Origin of the sequence: Oceanobacillus sp. M65 (assembly GCF_052246275.1) — a bacterium.
Lineage (GTDB): Bacteria > Bacillota > Bacilli > Bacillales > Amphibacillaceae > Oceanobacillus_B > Oceanobacillus_B jordanicus.
Window position 1 is genome coordinate 669,613 of the sequence record NZ_JBQQCJ010000002.1, and the last position, 13,738, is coordinate 683,350.

The 13,738-nt window shown below is 39.0% G+C and carries 16 protein-coding genes; 1 reads left to right on the forward strand and 15 read right to left on the reverse strand.

From position 1 onward, the window contains the following. The 13 genes from ACTWPF_RS11010 to smc all read right to left on the reverse strand — a co-directional run bounded on the left by ACTWPF_RS11010 (nucleotide 1) and on the right by smc (nucleotide 11,872). A complete protein-coding gene (locus ACTWPF_RS11010) occupies nucleotides 1-774 on the reverse strand; it encodes a ribonuclease HII (protein ID WP_443149160.1) in 774 nt (257 codons plus the stop codon). 184 nt (nucleotides 775-958) lie between these two features. Beyond that, nucleotides 959-1,807, reverse strand: a complete 849-nt coding sequence (ylqF, locus tag ACTWPF_RS11015) for a ribosome biogenesis GTPase YlqF (RefSeq protein ID WP_238019287.1) — start codon at nucleotides 1,805-1,807, stop codon at nucleotides 959-961. A gap of 7 nt (nucleotides 1,808-1,814) precedes the next feature. Beyond that, nucleotides 1,815-2,375 carry a signal peptidase I gene (gene lepB / locus ACTWPF_RS11020; RefSeq protein WP_106896636.1) on the reverse strand — a complete coding sequence of 187 codons (561 nt, stop codon included), beginning with the start codon at nucleotides 2,373-2,375 and terminating at the stop codon, nucleotides 1,815-1,817. 192 nt (nucleotides 2,376-2,567) lie between these two features. Further along, on the reverse strand, nucleotides 2,568-2,912 hold the full coding sequence (gene rplS / locus ACTWPF_RS11025; RefSeq protein WP_036573097.1) for a 50S ribosomal protein L19: 345 nt from the start codon (nucleotides 2,910-2,912) through the stop codon (nucleotides 2,568-2,570). 150 nt (nucleotides 2,913-3,062) lie between these two features. Further along, nucleotides 3,063-3,809, reverse strand: coding sequence for a tRNA (guanosine(37)-N1)-methyltransferase TrmD (gene trmD, locus ACTWPF_RS11030; protein WP_106896635.1), 747 nt, complete (start codon nucleotides 3,807-3,809; stop codon nucleotides 3,063-3,065). Then, nucleotides 3,809-4,324 (reverse strand): ribosome maturation factor RimM, encoded by a 516-nt coding sequence (gene rimM / locus ACTWPF_RS11035; protein WP_443149161.1) that lies wholly within the window; start codon nucleotides 4,322-4,324, stop codon nucleotides 3,809-3,811. The genes trmD and rimM overlap by 1 nt, the downstream gene beginning before the upstream one ends. Before the next feature lie 12 nt (nucleotides 4,325-4,336). Then, nucleotides 4,337-4,726 (reverse strand): YlqD family protein, encoded by a 390-nt coding sequence (locus ACTWPF_RS11040; RefSeq protein WP_036573100.1) that lies wholly within the window; start codon nucleotides 4,724-4,726, stop codon nucleotides 4,337-4,339. A 180-nt stretch (nucleotides 4,727-4,906) separates the two neighbouring features. Further along, nucleotides 4,907-5,134, reverse strand: coding sequence for a KH domain-containing protein (locus tag ACTWPF_RS11045; RefSeq protein ID WP_106896633.1), 228 nt, complete (start codon nucleotides 5,132-5,134; stop codon nucleotides 4,907-4,909). Between the two features lie 14 nt (nucleotides 5,135-5,148). After that, nucleotides 5,149-5,418 (reverse strand): 30S ribosomal protein S16, encoded by a 270-nt coding sequence (gene rpsP, locus ACTWPF_RS11050; protein WP_036573102.1) that lies wholly within the window; start codon nucleotides 5,416-5,418, stop codon nucleotides 5,149-5,151. 117 nt (nucleotides 5,419-5,535) lie between these two features. Beyond that, entirely contained in the window at nucleotides 5,536-6,879 is a 1,344-nt protein-coding gene (gene ffh, locus ACTWPF_RS11055; protein WP_238019293.1) for a signal recognition particle protein, read from the reverse strand. A 13-nt stretch (nucleotides 6,880-6,892) separates the two neighbouring features. After that, nucleotides 6,893-7,219 carry a putative DNA-binding protein gene (locus tag ACTWPF_RS11060; protein WP_161465454.1) on the reverse strand — a complete coding sequence of 109 codons (327 nt, stop codon included), beginning with the start codon at nucleotides 7,217-7,219 and terminating at the stop codon, nucleotides 6,893-6,895. A gap of 77 nt (nucleotides 7,220-7,296) precedes the next feature. Next, nucleotides 7,297-8,292 (reverse strand): signal recognition particle-docking protein FtsY, encoded by a 996-nt coding sequence (gene ftsY / locus ACTWPF_RS11065; protein ID WP_443149162.1) that lies wholly within the window; start codon nucleotides 8,290-8,292, stop codon nucleotides 7,297-7,299. 13 nt (nucleotides 8,293-8,305) lie between these two features. Continuing rightward, complete coding sequence (smc, locus tag ACTWPF_RS11070; protein WP_443149163.1) at nucleotides 8,306-11,872, reverse strand: chromosome segregation protein SMC; 3,567 nt, start codon at nucleotides 11,870-11,872, stop codon at nucleotides 8,306-8,308. A gap of 502 nt (nucleotides 11,873-12,374) precedes the next feature. Here smc and ACTWPF_RS11075 point away from each other — a divergent pair. After that, complete coding sequence (locus ACTWPF_RS11075; protein ID WP_106896628.1) at nucleotides 12,375-12,599, forward strand: DUF1128 domain-containing protein; 225 nt, start codon at nucleotides 12,375-12,377, stop codon at nucleotides 12,597-12,599. Nucleotides 12,600-12,701: 102 nt separating this feature from the next. Here ACTWPF_RS11075 and rnc read toward each other — a convergent pair whose 3' ends face one another. Beyond that, nucleotides 12,702-13,385, reverse strand: a complete 684-nt coding sequence (rnc, locus tag ACTWPF_RS11080) for a ribonuclease III (RefSeq protein WP_106896627.1) — start codon at nucleotides 13,383-13,385, stop codon at nucleotides 12,702-12,704. 91 nt (nucleotides 13,386-13,476) lie between these two features. Continuing rightward, nucleotides 13,477-13,707, reverse strand: a complete 231-nt coding sequence (gene acpP, locus ACTWPF_RS11085) for an acyl carrier protein (protein WP_036573112.1) — start codon at nucleotides 13,705-13,707, stop codon at nucleotides 13,477-13,479. Between the last annotated feature and the right edge of the window lie 31 nt (nucleotides 13,708-13,738).

A 13,738-nucleotide genomic window follows, 5' to 3' on the forward strand; every position in this document is an offset into this window, starting at 1 on the left:
CTATTTCACTTCTACATTACCGACCGGTGCAAAAGATTTACGATGATATGGCGTTGCCCCTTGATTGCTTAATGTCTCCATATGGTGTTTCGTTCCATAGCCCATGTTGGAAGCAAAATCATATGCAGGATAGCTCATATGTATCTCTTTCATAAAACGGTCCCTTGTTACCTTCGCTAGAATGCTGGCAGCTGCAATAGATATACTTTTCGAATCTCCTTTTATGATGGATTCAGATGGGCAACTTAGCCCTTTCAATGGCACAGCATCTACTAACACAAAATCGGCAATTGGATCCAATTGATTAATTGCCTCTTGCATAGCAAGCTTGGTTGCTTCATAAATATTCACGCTATCGATTACGTCATTATGGATAATCCCAACCCCATAGCTAATAGCATTATCTCTAATCACTTCATAATAAGCTTCTCTTGTAGACTCACTTAACTGCTTCGAATCATTCAAACCTAGTAGCTTAAAGTCTTGCGGCAAAACTACGGCAGCGGCAACAACTGGTCCTGCCAATGGGCCTCTTCCCACTTCATCTACTCCAGCTATATTTACATAACCATTATTCCGGAGTTTAAGTTCGAATTCTGACATGGCTAAAAATTGTTGTTCTAATGCTTTCGTTCTATCCTGCTTAACGTCATATCGTTTAAGCAATGTTTGAACGCCTTTGCGCTCATCCTGCCGCATTTCGGCTATCTTTTGCTCCGTTAGTTTATCTTCTTCAAATAACTGTTTTAGCAAAGCTATTGAATCTTTTTGCATACGTCTACCTGCTTTCTTCCTTATATCGGTTAATAACTAGTAAAATTGAAACAAAATGCCGTATTTCTCCACCCAAAAGCTGAGCTAATCATTTTATAAATTTTAAAAATACCCTGTTAAGCTCTAACAAAATAGGTTGTTGAAGGACAAATGAAAAAGACATGCATCCAGTAGATGTATGTCTCTATTCTTTAGGGTTCTCTAGTGTAATATTACCAAGTCTTCCTGTACGTAAGTCACGTATCACTAGATCTGACACTTTTTCAAAGTTAACGCTCCCGCCACTTTCCAAGGCTCCACGTTGTTTTCCTATCGCTTCAAAGATCTCCCACATATCCGTCATATCACGGTCTATCGGATAGCGTTCCTCTAATCTTTCAGGATAATGTTTTTGTAGATAAGAAATAACAAAAGCGACGATATCCTGCATGGAAAGAAGTTGGTCTTTGATTGTACCTATTGCGGCTAATCTATATCCAACAAGCTCATCTTCGAATTTTGGCCATAAAATACCAGGTGTATCAAGTAACTCAAAATCTTTTTTTACTTTAATCCATAATTGTTGCTTCGTAACACCCGGTCTGTCACCTGTCTTAGCAATTTTCTTGTTGGCAAGTCTATTAATCAAGGTAGATTTACCAACGTTTGGTATCCCCACAATCATGGCTCTTGATGGACGCGGTTGGATTCCTTTTTTAATAAGTTTATCCAGCTTCTCTTGTCCAAGATCTTTCGCAAGTTGAATCACTTTTTTTATGTCTGATTTATCATTTACATTAATTGCTATAGCGGGGATGGACCTTTCCTTAAAATATGAGATCCATTCCTCAGTTTGACGATTGTCTGCCAAATCCTTCTTCATAAGAACGACCATTTTTGACTTCTGTTGTAAAACTTGCTGAAGCATAGGATTTTGCGAGGATAGAGGCGCACGTGCATCCACTAGTTCCATGACAAAGTCAACGAGCTTTAATTTTTCTTCTACTTCCCGGCGTGCTTTCGCCATATGTCCGGGAAACCATTGTATTGTCATAATTATCCTACTCTCCCAATTTCATAATATCTATACGGTCAAACGGCCAGTATCGTACACTCGTTTTCCCTACAATTTGATCCATTGAAATCATTCCTAAAATACGGCTATCTGTTGAGTTCCCACGGTTATCACCTAATACTAAGACTTGGTCTTCTGGAATGGTTTTATATTCTCCTGGCAGTTCTTCCAGCTCAAAATCATTAGTTAAAATATCATTGTTATACTCTGTTAAAAAAGGTTGCTCTACAGGTTGGTCATTAACATAAAGGACATTATCTCTTACGGCAATATGTTCCCCTGGTAGACCAATCACACGTTTTATGAAATCCTTTTGATCTGAAGCATGGAAAACGACAATTTCAAAACGTTCTGGATCACCAAAACGATATCCAATTTTATTAACAATCATCTGATCCCGATCATGCAGTGTTGGGAGCATGGAAGGTCCATCCACTACAATAGGGGCAAACAAGAAGGTACGCACAATAAAAGCTAATCCAAAAGCTATTAAAAGAGCCTTCAGCCAATCCAACCACTCACTTTTTTTCTTTTTCTGCTTTCCCATCCAATCCCTCCATGCCAGGCAATCTACTATTAGTTTAATCCGACATTACGCAGATAATACAATATAAAGCCCATTTCATTCTATACTAGCAAATATGTATAATCAAAATTACATGTAAATAAGCAAAAAGGAGCTTGTGCATATTGCCAAGCTCCTTTCCAGTGGTTTTTGTTACAACAGCTGTATTCAGCTTTAACGGCGTTCTTTAATACGTGCAGCTTTACCACGTAGATTACGTAGATAGTAAAGTTTAGCACGACGTACGATACCGCGACGAGAAACTTCGATTTTATCAATACGAGGGGAATGTACTGGGAAAGTACGTTCAACACCTACACCATAAGAAATTTTTCTTACAGTAAATGTTTCACTAATTCCACCGTTTTGACGTTTGATGACAACACCTTCGAATACCTGAATACGTTCACGAGTACCTTCCACAACTTTCACGTGGACTTTTAAAGTATCTCCTGGACGAAAATCTGGATGATCCGTACGAAGCTGATCTTTTGTAATGTCTTCAATTAGTTTTTGCATCTTGTTACACTCCTTCCAAACCAATGCTCTTTCTCAGTAAATGACAGCGGAACATCGTTTATAGTACAAAAAGTCGACACTTTTAGCACAAGATTAAATATACCATAACCTTAGGTATACTTCAAGTTGTTTTGTAGCAAATCTTTCAGATTATGATTCAGAGTTTTCTTCCGAGTCTAGTTGCTTTAAGTAGAGAGCTTCCTCTTTGGATAGAACCTTATCTTCAAGTAGCTCTTTTCGACGCTCATAGGTTCGTTTCAGCGCCTGCTGTTTTCTCCACGCCTCAATTTTTGCATGATCACCAGACAATAAAACATCTGGAACCTTCATTCCTCTAAAATCAGCTGGTCTAGTGTAATGTGGATGCTCCAGTAACCCTGTCGAAAAGGAATCCTGCGGTGCGGACTCTTTGTTACCTAAAGCATCTGGGAGCAGGCGAATCACACTGTCCATCACTACCATGGCACCTAATTCACCACCAGTTAACACATAATCTCCTATGGAAATCTCATCTGTTACCAGGTGCTCTCGTATTCTTTCGTCAAAGCCTTCATAATGGCCACATATAAAAACTAAATGATCTTCCTCAGCCAATTCTTCTGCCTTCTTTTGATTGTATGGTTCACCCTGTGGGCACATTAACACAACGCGTGGCTTTGCCGTACTTTTGCTGGTAACGTCTTCCACCGCATCAAATAAAGGCTGTGGGGTGAGTACCATCCCAGCTCCTCCGCCATAAGGATAATCATCTACCTTGTTATGTTTGTTCGTTGTGTAATCCCGAAAGTTAACAAGCTTGTAGGAAAACGTCTCCTTATCATGCGCCCTTTGAAGAATAGAAGAGTGAAAGACCCCGTCAAACATTTCTGGGAAAAGCGTTAAAACATCGATATGCATTAATCAAGCAACCCTTCCATTGGCTCGATAACAACCTTTTTATTCTCAATGGAAACTTCTTTCACTACTTCATCAATGTATGGTATTAATAAATCTTTCTCTTTTGGACGCTTTATCACCCATACATCATTAGCACCAGGAGAGAGAATCTCTTTTACAACACCTAAGCTTTCGCCAGAAGCTGTCATGACATCACAACCAATTATCTCGTGGTAATAATATTCGCCACTTTCCAGTTCGGTCAATTGCTCTTCGGTAATTTTGAGATAGCCACCTTTGAAATGCTCAACATCATTAATGTTTGCATATCCTTCAAACTGAAGCAGATCAAAACCTTTGTGGATTCGATGTGCGGCTATTGTTAGAGCAACCGGTGCTGCTTTCTCTGTTACTGCGTAAACCTGGTTTCCAACTGCAAAACGTTCTTCAAAATCGCTAATCCTGACTACTTTTACTTCACCACGAATGCCATGTGTATTCACGATTTTTCCGATATTGTACATTTTTTGGCTCATTAGTACCACCTACTATTCATCAATTCTGATTACCACATTATCTTTTATTATAATGGTTTTTTCTCCTATGATCTCATCCCAATGCGAGCCTTCGGAAACTTCAACAAGAGCTTCAACTTCTTTTTCTGTGATCTCACTGCCCAACTCCAACATCTCAAGTTGTTCCAGTTTAAAATCAGCAAGTTTAATTTTTTCTTTGCGATTATTTATTTCTTGTTGAAACCTGTGACTTACATCCTGTTTGGAAGCCCTCGATTTATTCTCAAATTTTCGCTGTTCAAACAACAGTTGTTGACACTCTTGTTCAAGCCGCATTTTATGATTATAGAAGTTAGTCTGCAATGTTTCCTTGCTTTTTTCTGTGACTACTTGCTTCACAATAACTTTCGTAATAATTTTCACAATTTGTCCTCACTCTCAAAAATGATCTTTTGTTCAGAAAATCCTGAGGTGTTAAGAAAAGCTTTATCGCATTATTAATGCACGCCGACTAAGCACATAACGTAGCATAACATACTTCCTGTAGGTCACCACACGCATACTTCCTTACATGTGTAAAAAGGGAAAGGTTCCCCTTTCCCTTTACATAATATCCAAATAAATACGTTTCTTAGCGTCTGTCTTTGCAGCGTAGACTACTGTGCGTATCGCTTTGGCAATACGTCCGTTCTTGCCGATAACCTTTCCGACATCATCCGGGTGAACAGTTAAATGATAAACCAGCTTGGCCTCTTCTTCTGTCTCCGTTATCTTAATATCATCAGGATAATCTACCAATGACGAAACGATTGATTCAATTAGGGCTTTCATGATATCACACTACTTTACTGATTTTTCTGTTCGTGGAATTTCTTCATGATGCCTTCATTTGAAAATAGGTTACGTACTGTATCACTTGGTTTTGCTCCATTAGTCATCCAGCTAAGTGCTTTCTCTTCATCGATTTTCACTTCAACCGGGTTTACAACAGGATTATATGTTCCAATTTGCTCAATTTGACGTCCGTCACGAGGAGAACGTGAATCAGCTACAACGATACGATAGAAAGGATTTCTTTTTGATCCCATACGTTTTAAACGAATTTTAACAGCCATTTATTTTGCACCTCCAAATATTAATGTTTTACACAATTTTAGATTCTATCAGAAACAAGGAAGTCTGTAAAGTGTTTTTACATTACAATGTGAGATTCCTTGTGTATAAAGGCATTTTTACATAAACGGGAACTTCATCCCTTTGCCTTTTTTCCCTTTTTGCATGTTTGTCATTTGTTTCATCATTTTTTTCATTTCGTCAAACTGTTTAAGCAATCGGTTTACCTGGGAAACAGAAGTACCAGAACCTTTTGCAATCCTTTTTTTGCGACTTGCGTTCATCAGACTTGGGTCCTGTCGCTCTTTTTTTGTCATAGACTGAATGATTGCTTCTACATGAGAAAGTTGTTTCTCATCAAGTTGTGCATTTTTCAGTCCTTTCATTTTGCTAGCTCCAGGAATCATGGCCATTAAGTCATCTAATGGTCCCATATTCTTGACCTGTCCCATTTGTTCAAGAAAATCATCGAAGGTAAAGGACATTGTCCGCATCTTTTCTTCTAATTCCTTCGCCTGCTTTTCGTCTACATTGGTTTGCGCTTTCTCGATTAAGGATAATACATCGCCCATCCCAAGAATTCGCGATGCCATTCGTTCAGGGTGGAATGCTTCCAGCTGGTCTAATTTCTCACCCATCCCGGCAAACTTAATAGGCTTATCTGTTACGGCTTTAATAGAGAGGGCTGCACCACCTCTAGTATCACCATCTAGCTTCGTTAACACGACACCTGATAAATCAAGCTGCTCATTAAAGCTTTCTGCTACATTAACAGCATCTTGACCAGTCATGGAATCGACCACTAGAAAAATTTCATCTGGTTTTACATTTGCTTTAATTTCTTGCAGCTCATCCATAAGTTCATTGTCGACATGCAAACGACCTGCTGTATCAATGATCACATAATCATGATGCTCTTCCCTAGCCTTTTCAATAGCTTTTGTTGCAATATCAACTGGATTAGCTTCTGTTCCCATGGAGAATACAGGCATAGTTAATTGCTCTCCAAGTGTTTCTAATTGCTTAATCGCTGCAGGACGATAAACGTCACATGCAACGAGTAATGGGGAGCGGTTATGCTTTTTACGTAGTAGGTTCGCTAGCTTACCAGTTGTTGTCGTTTTACCTGCCCCTTGAAGTCCCACCATCATAACGACTGTTGGTGCCCGGTCAGCTACCGCAATTTTACTGTTTTCTCCACCCATTAATTCAGTAAGTTCTTCTTTAACGACCTTAATGACTTGTTGTCCAGGCGTCAGACTTTCCATTACTTCTTGTCCAATTGCCCGTTCTTTAATGCGCTTTATCAAATCCTTGACTACTTTGAAGTTAACATCTGCCTCTAATAAAGCAAGACGAACCTCACGTGTCATTTCTTTTACATCTTGCTCACTAACTTTCCCTTTACCTGTAATCTTCTTTATCGTACTCTGCAGGCGGTCGGCCAGTCCTTCAAATGCCATAGAGGGTGTCCTCCTAATCTAATTCTTTTAGTTGATTCAATTTATCAAAAAATAGCTTCTCTTCTTTATTTGCAATAACCGCCTCTAATTCATTGATTAAAGTAAGCCGCTGTTGGAACTTTTCATATAAGTGAAGCTTTTCTTCATATGTTTCTAACATGGATTCGGTTCTCTTAATATTATCATAAACTGCTTGTCTGGAAACCTCTGCTTCTTCAGAGATTTCTCCAAGCGAATAGTCTTCTAGATAGTACATTTCCATATAATTTCGTTGCTTTTGGGTCAGTAATGCCTGATAAAAATCAAATAAATAATTCATTCGCGTTGTTTTTTCCAGCATAAGGCACTTCCCTTGTTAAGTGAATTTGCTTTACATTCCATGATATCGAAGTATTGCCGGAATTGTCAAGCCATCTTCTATTCTGTTTCTTCAAGCATATCGGCAAATAAACCATAAACAAACGCGTGAGCATTAAATTCTTGAAGATCATCTATTTTTTCACCAAGACCTACATACTTCACAGGAATATTGAGTTCTTTACGGATCGCTAACACAATTCCACCCTTTGCAGTACCATCCAATTTTGTTAGAACAATCCCGGACACATTCGTTGCCTCCGAGAATGTCTTCGCTTGGTTAAGCGCGTTCTGACCTGTTGTGGCATCAAGAACGAGGAGTACTTCATGGGGCGCATTCGGCACTTCTCGCTCGATCACACGCTTCACTTTAGAAAGCTCATTCATTAGGTTAACCTTGTTTTGCAGCCTACCAGCTGTATCACATATTAGCACATCTGCATTTCTAGCCTTCGCTGATTTTATGCCATCAAAGATAACAGCTGCAGGATCACTTCCTGCCCCTTGCTTAATGACATCTACGCCTGCTCGTTCTCCCCATACTTCCAGTTGTTCAATCGCTCCTGCACGAAACGTATCCCCTGCAGCTAGAACAACCTTTTTGCCTTGTGACTTTAACTGATTCGCAAGTTTGCCGATGGAAGTGGTCTTTCCAGCCCCGTTCACACCAACGACCAAAATAACAGAAAGATCTTCTTTATCTAGTTTTAAGCCCTCAATCTTTTCGTCATCATCACCGTAATAAATTTCGACAAGCTTTTCAGAGATGACTTCCTTAATATCCTTTGTATCTTTAATGTTTTGTCGCTTTACTTCCATTTTAAGTTCTTCCACCAGATCCATAACAGTGGTTACACCTACGTCAGCAGAAATAAGAACCTCCTCAAGCTCCTCAAAAAAGTCCTCATCTACTTTTCGATAACGTGCAATTAAATCATTAATTTTCCCGGAAAAGGTTTGGCGTGATTTTTTCATTCCCTCTTTATATTTCGTAGAGACTTCTTCTGCGTTCTCGTCTTGTTTAAAACGGTTTTTAAATTTATCCATAAAACCCATGATTGTACCCCCCTTATGATTTAACTAATGCTTTCGTATCTTCAAGCCGGACAGAAACCAGTCTAGAGACGCCTGATTCTTGCATGGTAACACCATACAACACATCAGCTTCCTCCATTGTACCCTGTCGATGTGTAATCACGATAAATTGCGTGTTCTTACTGTAATGATTTACGTATTTCGCGAAACGAGCGACGTTTGCTTCATCCAAGGCTGCCTCTACTTCATCCAATACACAGAAAGGAACAGGACGCACCCTTAGAATAGCAAATAATAAAGCAATAGCAGTTAATGCCCTTTCACCACCAGATAATAAACCAAGGTGTTGGAGTTTCTTACCAGGTGGTTGCGCGATAATGTCCACCCCTGTATCCAACAGATTTTTTGGATCTGTGAGCTTCAATTCAGCATTGCCTCCACCGAACAGCTTGCGGAACACCTCGGTAAACTCTGCTTTAATTTTGGAAAACGTATCGTCAAAGCGCTTTTTCATCTCCTCATCCATTTCAGCAATAACTGCATACAGTGTTTGCTTAGCTTCCACAAGGTCTGCTTGCTGATCTGTTAGAAAGGAATAGCGCTCTGAAATTCGTTCATACTCTTCAATCGCTCCAAGGTTTACCGTGCCCAATCGGTCAATTTCCTGTTTTAATTGCTGTACATTTGCTTTGGCTGCTTCCATATCCTCTGCCTGCTCATAGGATGCCTGCGCTTTTTCGAATGTAATGGTATATTCTGTCTGTAAATGAGAAAGGCGATTTTCTAAATCAACATCAACTCGGTTAACTTTCACTTCCTGTTCATTTATCCGCTTTACTTGCTCTTGATGTGCATAATTCTCTTCTTTCAGCTCTTTATCCTTTTCCTGCAGTAATTGTGTACGTTTTTGACGTGCAGAACGCTCTGTTTGTATATCGGCTGTGAGATTTTGTTTTTCTTTGCTTTTTCGATCAATTGTGGTTTCAATCTCTTGTTCACTTTCCTCTGACAGTTCGTATTCCAATAATTCATTTAGTTCGCCAGCATAACGGTCATACTGCTGCTTTGCTTCAGATAATTGCTTTTCAACACTGTCTGACTTCTCCCGCTGATTTTTCAATCGCTCTTCCTGCTCAGCTAACAGCACTTGTTTTTCATGAAGCTCTTGTTGCATCTCCCCATGATTCTCTTTCATAATAGCTTCTTTGCTTGATAGCTGATCGATTTCCGACTGTATGTTTTCTAATGCGTTCTTTATCTGTGTCAATTCCTCTGTTAGCTTTTCTTCTCGTTCCTGGAAATGTTCTGTATCCTCATTAAACTGTTGTTTGTCTTGATCATAAATCGTTAAGTTTTCATCAAGCGTTTCTTTTTTTAATTGCAATTCACGTAACTGAGCATGTGTCTCCTGCAATTGTCTCTGCTTTTTGGATAACTCCTCTTCTTTACTAGGAAGTTTCTTTTCAAGCTTAGCAACGTTTGCTTTTTGTTCTGCAACCTGCTTTTCAAATGCAATGGTTTTCTCCTGGAAAGCAGTTAGTTTTTCTGTCATTTCTTGTAAATCTTGTTCCCGGGAGAAAAGGGATTGGTTCGTCTTCTTCTGTGCACCACCTGACATGGAACCCCCTGGGTTTACCACATCACCTTCCAACGTCACAATACGGTACCTACGCATAACCTGTTGCGCAATGTCATTTGCATCTTTTAACGTGTTCGCTATAATAACGTGACCCATCAAGTGGTTGACAGCACGTTGATATGCAGGCTCTGTAGAAACAAGCTGTGAAGCTACTCCAATAAAGCCAGGATGATTCTCAATTTTTGTTAACAGATCCTTTGAAACAAAGCGCTCTTGAATGGACTCCATTGGAAGAAAAGTAGCACGTCCATTATTTGTTTGTTTGAGCCAGGAGATTGCTCTGCGGGCAGCTTGGTCATGCTGGACCACAATATGCTGTGATTGCCCTCCCAATACTGTTTCCATTGCTGTAATATATTTCTTAGGCACATCAACAAGCTCTATTACCGCACCGTGAATATCTTGTAGCTGTTTCTCTTCGCGCGCTTTCAAAACTGCTTTTACGCCTTGGAAAAAGCCTTGGAAATCTTCCTTCATTTCCTCAAGCATTTCTTTTTTTGATTTCAATTTTTCAATATACTGATACCCTTGATAAAGCTTTGTCTGCTGTTCTTGAAACGTGTTTCTAGCATTTCGTAGCTCTGTCTTAATCGATTCGATTTCCGTTTTATGATCTTTGACGTCTTTTTCCTGTTTTTGATAATCGACTTCAAATACTTCTAGACTGCCAAGCAGTGCTTGCCGTGATTTAACAAGGTCTTGAAATTTCCCATCCTGCTTATCCTTTTTGCCGTTCATTTGTTGCATCTGTTGGGCAATGGACTGTTTTTCATTTCGTTTTGCTGCTTGCTTGTTAAGGTACTCGATGTATTCTGATTTTAAATCCTCAATTTTTTCTGCTATGTCCTCTTGGTTTGTTGTTAAATCCTTTTCTAACTGTTTAACACGTTTCAGCGTTTCTTTTCTTAATTCCTGAAGCTCATGTAAACTTTTTCGTTCTACAACCAATTGATCATGCAATGTTCCAACACGAGTAGAGGACTCTTGTTTTTGTACTTCGAGTTTTTCTTTATTCTCAGAAAAATGCTTCGATCTTTCAGAAAGCAGCTGCTTTTTCCCTTCATTCTTCTCAAGCTCTTCTGTAGCAGAAAGAAGCTGGGCTTGCATTTTTTCAATCTTGTTGTCCAACCGGTTTATTGCCTGTTGTTCTTCCTCCATTGCAGCCTCTTTTTGCTGAATGTTTCGTTTCATTTCCGTCTCAATACGTTTATCTTTTTCTACGTCATCAAGCAAATTTTTCCATTCATTATGCAAGTTTTCAATTTCGGTAATCAGAAAAGCAATTTCTTCTTGTTTTAACTTTTCCTTTAAACTCACATATTTTTCTGCCTTATCAGCCTGAGCCTTTAATGGGTTTACTTGTTGCTCTATTTCATGAATAATATCTTCTACACGATTAAGATTCTCCTGCGTTTCAGCCAGTTTGTATTCTGCTTTTTTCTTTCTTTGCTTGTACTTGAGTACACCTGCAGCCTCTTCGAAGATAGTACGTCTTTCTTCAGCCTTAGAGCTCAATATTTCTTCGACTTTCCCCTGGCTAATGATAGAAAAGGCTTCCCTACCAAGCCCTGAATCCATAAACAGATCAACAATATCCTTTAACCTACAGGCTTGTTTGTTCATGTAAAATTCACTATCCCCTGATCGGTAAACCCTTCTTGTAACACTTACTTCCTCATAATCAACCGGCAATGCTTGATCCTGATTATCAAGCACAAGGGTTACCTCTGCAACGTTCAATGCCTTTCTAGAATCACTACCTTGAAAAATAATATCTTCCATTTTAGATCCGCGCAGTGATTTAGCTGATTGTTCGCCCAGTACCCAGCGAATCGCATCTGTTATATTACTTTTCCCGCTGCCGTTTGGCCCTACTACTGCCGTAACTCCTGGAACAAAGTCCACTGAGATTCGTTCAGCAAATGACTTAAAGCCAACACTCTCCAGCCTTTTTAAATACATATACATTCTCCTATTTGAAAAACCGCGCAAAAGGTAAATGGGAAGGTTTTTAGAAACTGATATTAATATAATCTGTCTAGCATTTACCAGTTTTAAAGTCAAACTCCATATCCTCTATGCTTCTAATAGCATTGCCTTTTTACCTACCGGCTTTTCGTCCTCTTTATTGAACACGTACATTTATATAAAACACCATTACGTTACGTATTAGAAATTCATCATTGCTTTCTGTTGTCAATCGATTTTTAGGCTACTATAAATTCCCTTTATAGTGCCAGCTACCAGAATAGCGAAAGCGTCTTTTATATGCTTGTCATGTTATTATGTAGTTTTTTACCGCATTTATTTTACCACAATCATAGCATACTGACATGTTTAGAAGGAAAAAAAGGATAATGTTCGAATGTTCATTCATAGGATAATCGCAATCTTTGTACTTCAACGTGTTCAATTATGTTATGATAAAAAGAAAATGAGATAACTAATTATACGGGGTGTTGTTATGAATTTAGAAAATCCAAACAAAGAAAATATGTCTTTCATTCTAGAACAATTAGGAGAACGGCTTGATGTAGTTAACCGAGCAATTTTGGATCCGGAAGATTATGATTTGAATAAATACGATGACCTGAAACTGATGTATGAAATTGTTGTCCAAAAAGGGCGTCTAAGTGCATCAGAGGCACAGGCATTTATTGAAGAATTACGTTCCGTAAGAAAAAACTAATAAACCAGATAAAGGCTGTGAGCAAATAAATCTCACAGCCTTTTCAAATTGGATGAAAGTGCAAAGGATGCGCTTCCCGGAACGGCCTTTGCTTTACTTATACTATGGTTGATATTTGTCTAGGGCAGCCTTTGCTGCTCTTTGCTCGGCTTCTTTCTTTGTTCTTCCCTTACCTGTTCCTGTAACCTTCTCACTTATCTGTACTTCGGCTAAAAACTCCCTGTCATGGGAAGGCCCTGTTTCATCAATAATCCTATACGTAATCGTTTGATGTTTATATTGTTGTACAAGCTCTTGTAATTGGCTCTTATAATCCATCGCATGCGAAAAAGCACCTGTAGTGATTTTCGGAAAGACGTGACGTTCCAAAAAGGCTAATGCCTCTGAATAGCCTTTATCCAAATAAAGTGCTCCCAGAAATGCTTCAAAAACGTCTGCCAGTAAGGCCGGCCGTTCTCTTCCACCAGTTTGTTCTTCCCCTTTGCCAAGACGAATGAACTTACCAAAATCTAAATCCCTCGCAAAATTTACTAAGGATGGCTCACAAACAATTGCTGCTCGGAGCTTTGTCATTTCTCCTTCTGGCATTTCTTCATTTTCCTTAAAAAGATACTGTGATACACCAAGTTCAAGTACAGCATCTCCCAAAAATTCCAAACGTTCGTTATCCACAACCGTTTCATTACGATGCTCATTCACATAAGATGAATGTGTAAAGGCTTGTTTAATCAGCTCATGATTGTCAAACCGTATAGCTAATTCTTTTTCTAATTGCGCGATTTCCATTCATTTTCACCCCCTAAGTTTGTTGTTATATACGAAAGTCCCGCTAAAACGCGAGACTTTCAATTTTTTTATAATTTTTAGGTTTGTGGGACTATAAACTGTTTATGTAGTTTACAGCGTCACCCACTGTATTAATTTTTTCAGCTTCTTCGTCAGCGATTTCCATATCGAATTCGTCTTCCAGTTCCATAACTAATTCCACTACATCTAAAGAATCCGCCTCTAGGTCATCTTTAAATGAAGCTTCCATCGTTACTTTTGACTCGTCAACGTCTAAACGATCTACGATAATAGCTTTTACACGATCAAACACGTCTGCCATTCTCTCTTCACCTCCTTTCAAAGAAAGTCAC

What these genes read in the sequence shown, in the direction of transcription:
- ACTWPF_RS11010 (WP_443149160.1), bottom strand. Translation starts at nt 774, where the DNA reads ATGCAAAAAGATTCAATAGCTTTGCTAAAACAGTTATTTGAAGAAGAT.
- ylqF (WP_238019287.1), bottom strand. Translation starts at nt 1,807, where the DNA reads ATGACAATACAATGGTTTCCCGGACATATGGCGAAAGCACGCCGGGAA.
- lepB (WP_106896636.1), bottom strand. Translation starts at nt 2,375, where the DNA reads ATGGGAAAGCAGAAAAAGAAAAAAAGTGAGTGGTTGGATTGGCTGAAG.
- rplS (WP_036573097.1), bottom strand. Translation starts at nt 2,912, where the DNA reads ATGCAAAAACTAATTGAAGACATTACAAAAGATCAGCTTCGTACGGAT.
- trmD (WP_106896635.1), bottom strand. Translation starts at nt 3,809, where the DNA reads ATGCATATCGATGTTTTAACGCTTTTCCCAGAAATGTTTGACGGGGTC.
- rimM (WP_443149161.1), bottom strand. Translation starts at nt 4,324, where the DNA reads ATGAGCCAAAAAATGTACAATATCGGAAAAATCGTGAATACACATGGC.
- ACTWPF_RS11045 (WP_106896633.1), bottom strand. Translation starts at nt 5,134, where the DNA reads ATGAAAGCCCTAATTGAATCAATCGTTTCGTCATTGGTAGATTATCCT.
- rpsP (WP_036573102.1), bottom strand. Translation starts at nt 5,418, where the DNA reads ATGGCTGTTAAAATTCGTTTAAAACGTATGGGATCAAAAAGAAATCCT.
- ffh (WP_238019293.1), bottom strand. Translation starts at nt 6,879, where the DNA reads ATGGCATTTGAAGGACTGGCCGACCGCCTGCAGAGTACGATAAAGAAG.
- ACTWPF_RS11060 (WP_161465454.1), bottom strand. Translation starts at nt 7,219, where the DNA reads ATGCTGGAAAAAACAACGCGAATGAATTATTTATTTGATTTTTATCAG.
- ftsY (WP_443149162.1), bottom strand. Translation starts at nt 8,292, where the DNA reads ATGGGTTTTATGGATAAATTTAAAAACCGTTTTAAACAAGACGAGAAC.
- smc (WP_443149163.1), bottom strand. Translation starts at nt 11,872, where the DNA reads ATGTATTTAAAAAGGCTGGAGAGTGTTGGCTTTAAGTCATTTGCTGAA.
- ACTWPF_RS11075 (WP_106896628.1), top strand. Translation starts at nt 12,375, where the DNA reads ATGAATTTAGAAAATCCAAACAAAGAAAATATGTCTTTCATTCTAGAA.
- rnc (WP_106896627.1), bottom strand. Translation starts at nt 13,385, where the DNA reads ATGGAAATCGCGCAATTAGAAAAAGAATTAGCTATACGGTTTGACAAT.
- acpP (WP_036573112.1), bottom strand. Translation starts at nt 13,707, where the DNA reads ATGGCAGACGTGTTTGATCGTGTAAAAGCTATTATCGTAGATCGTTTA.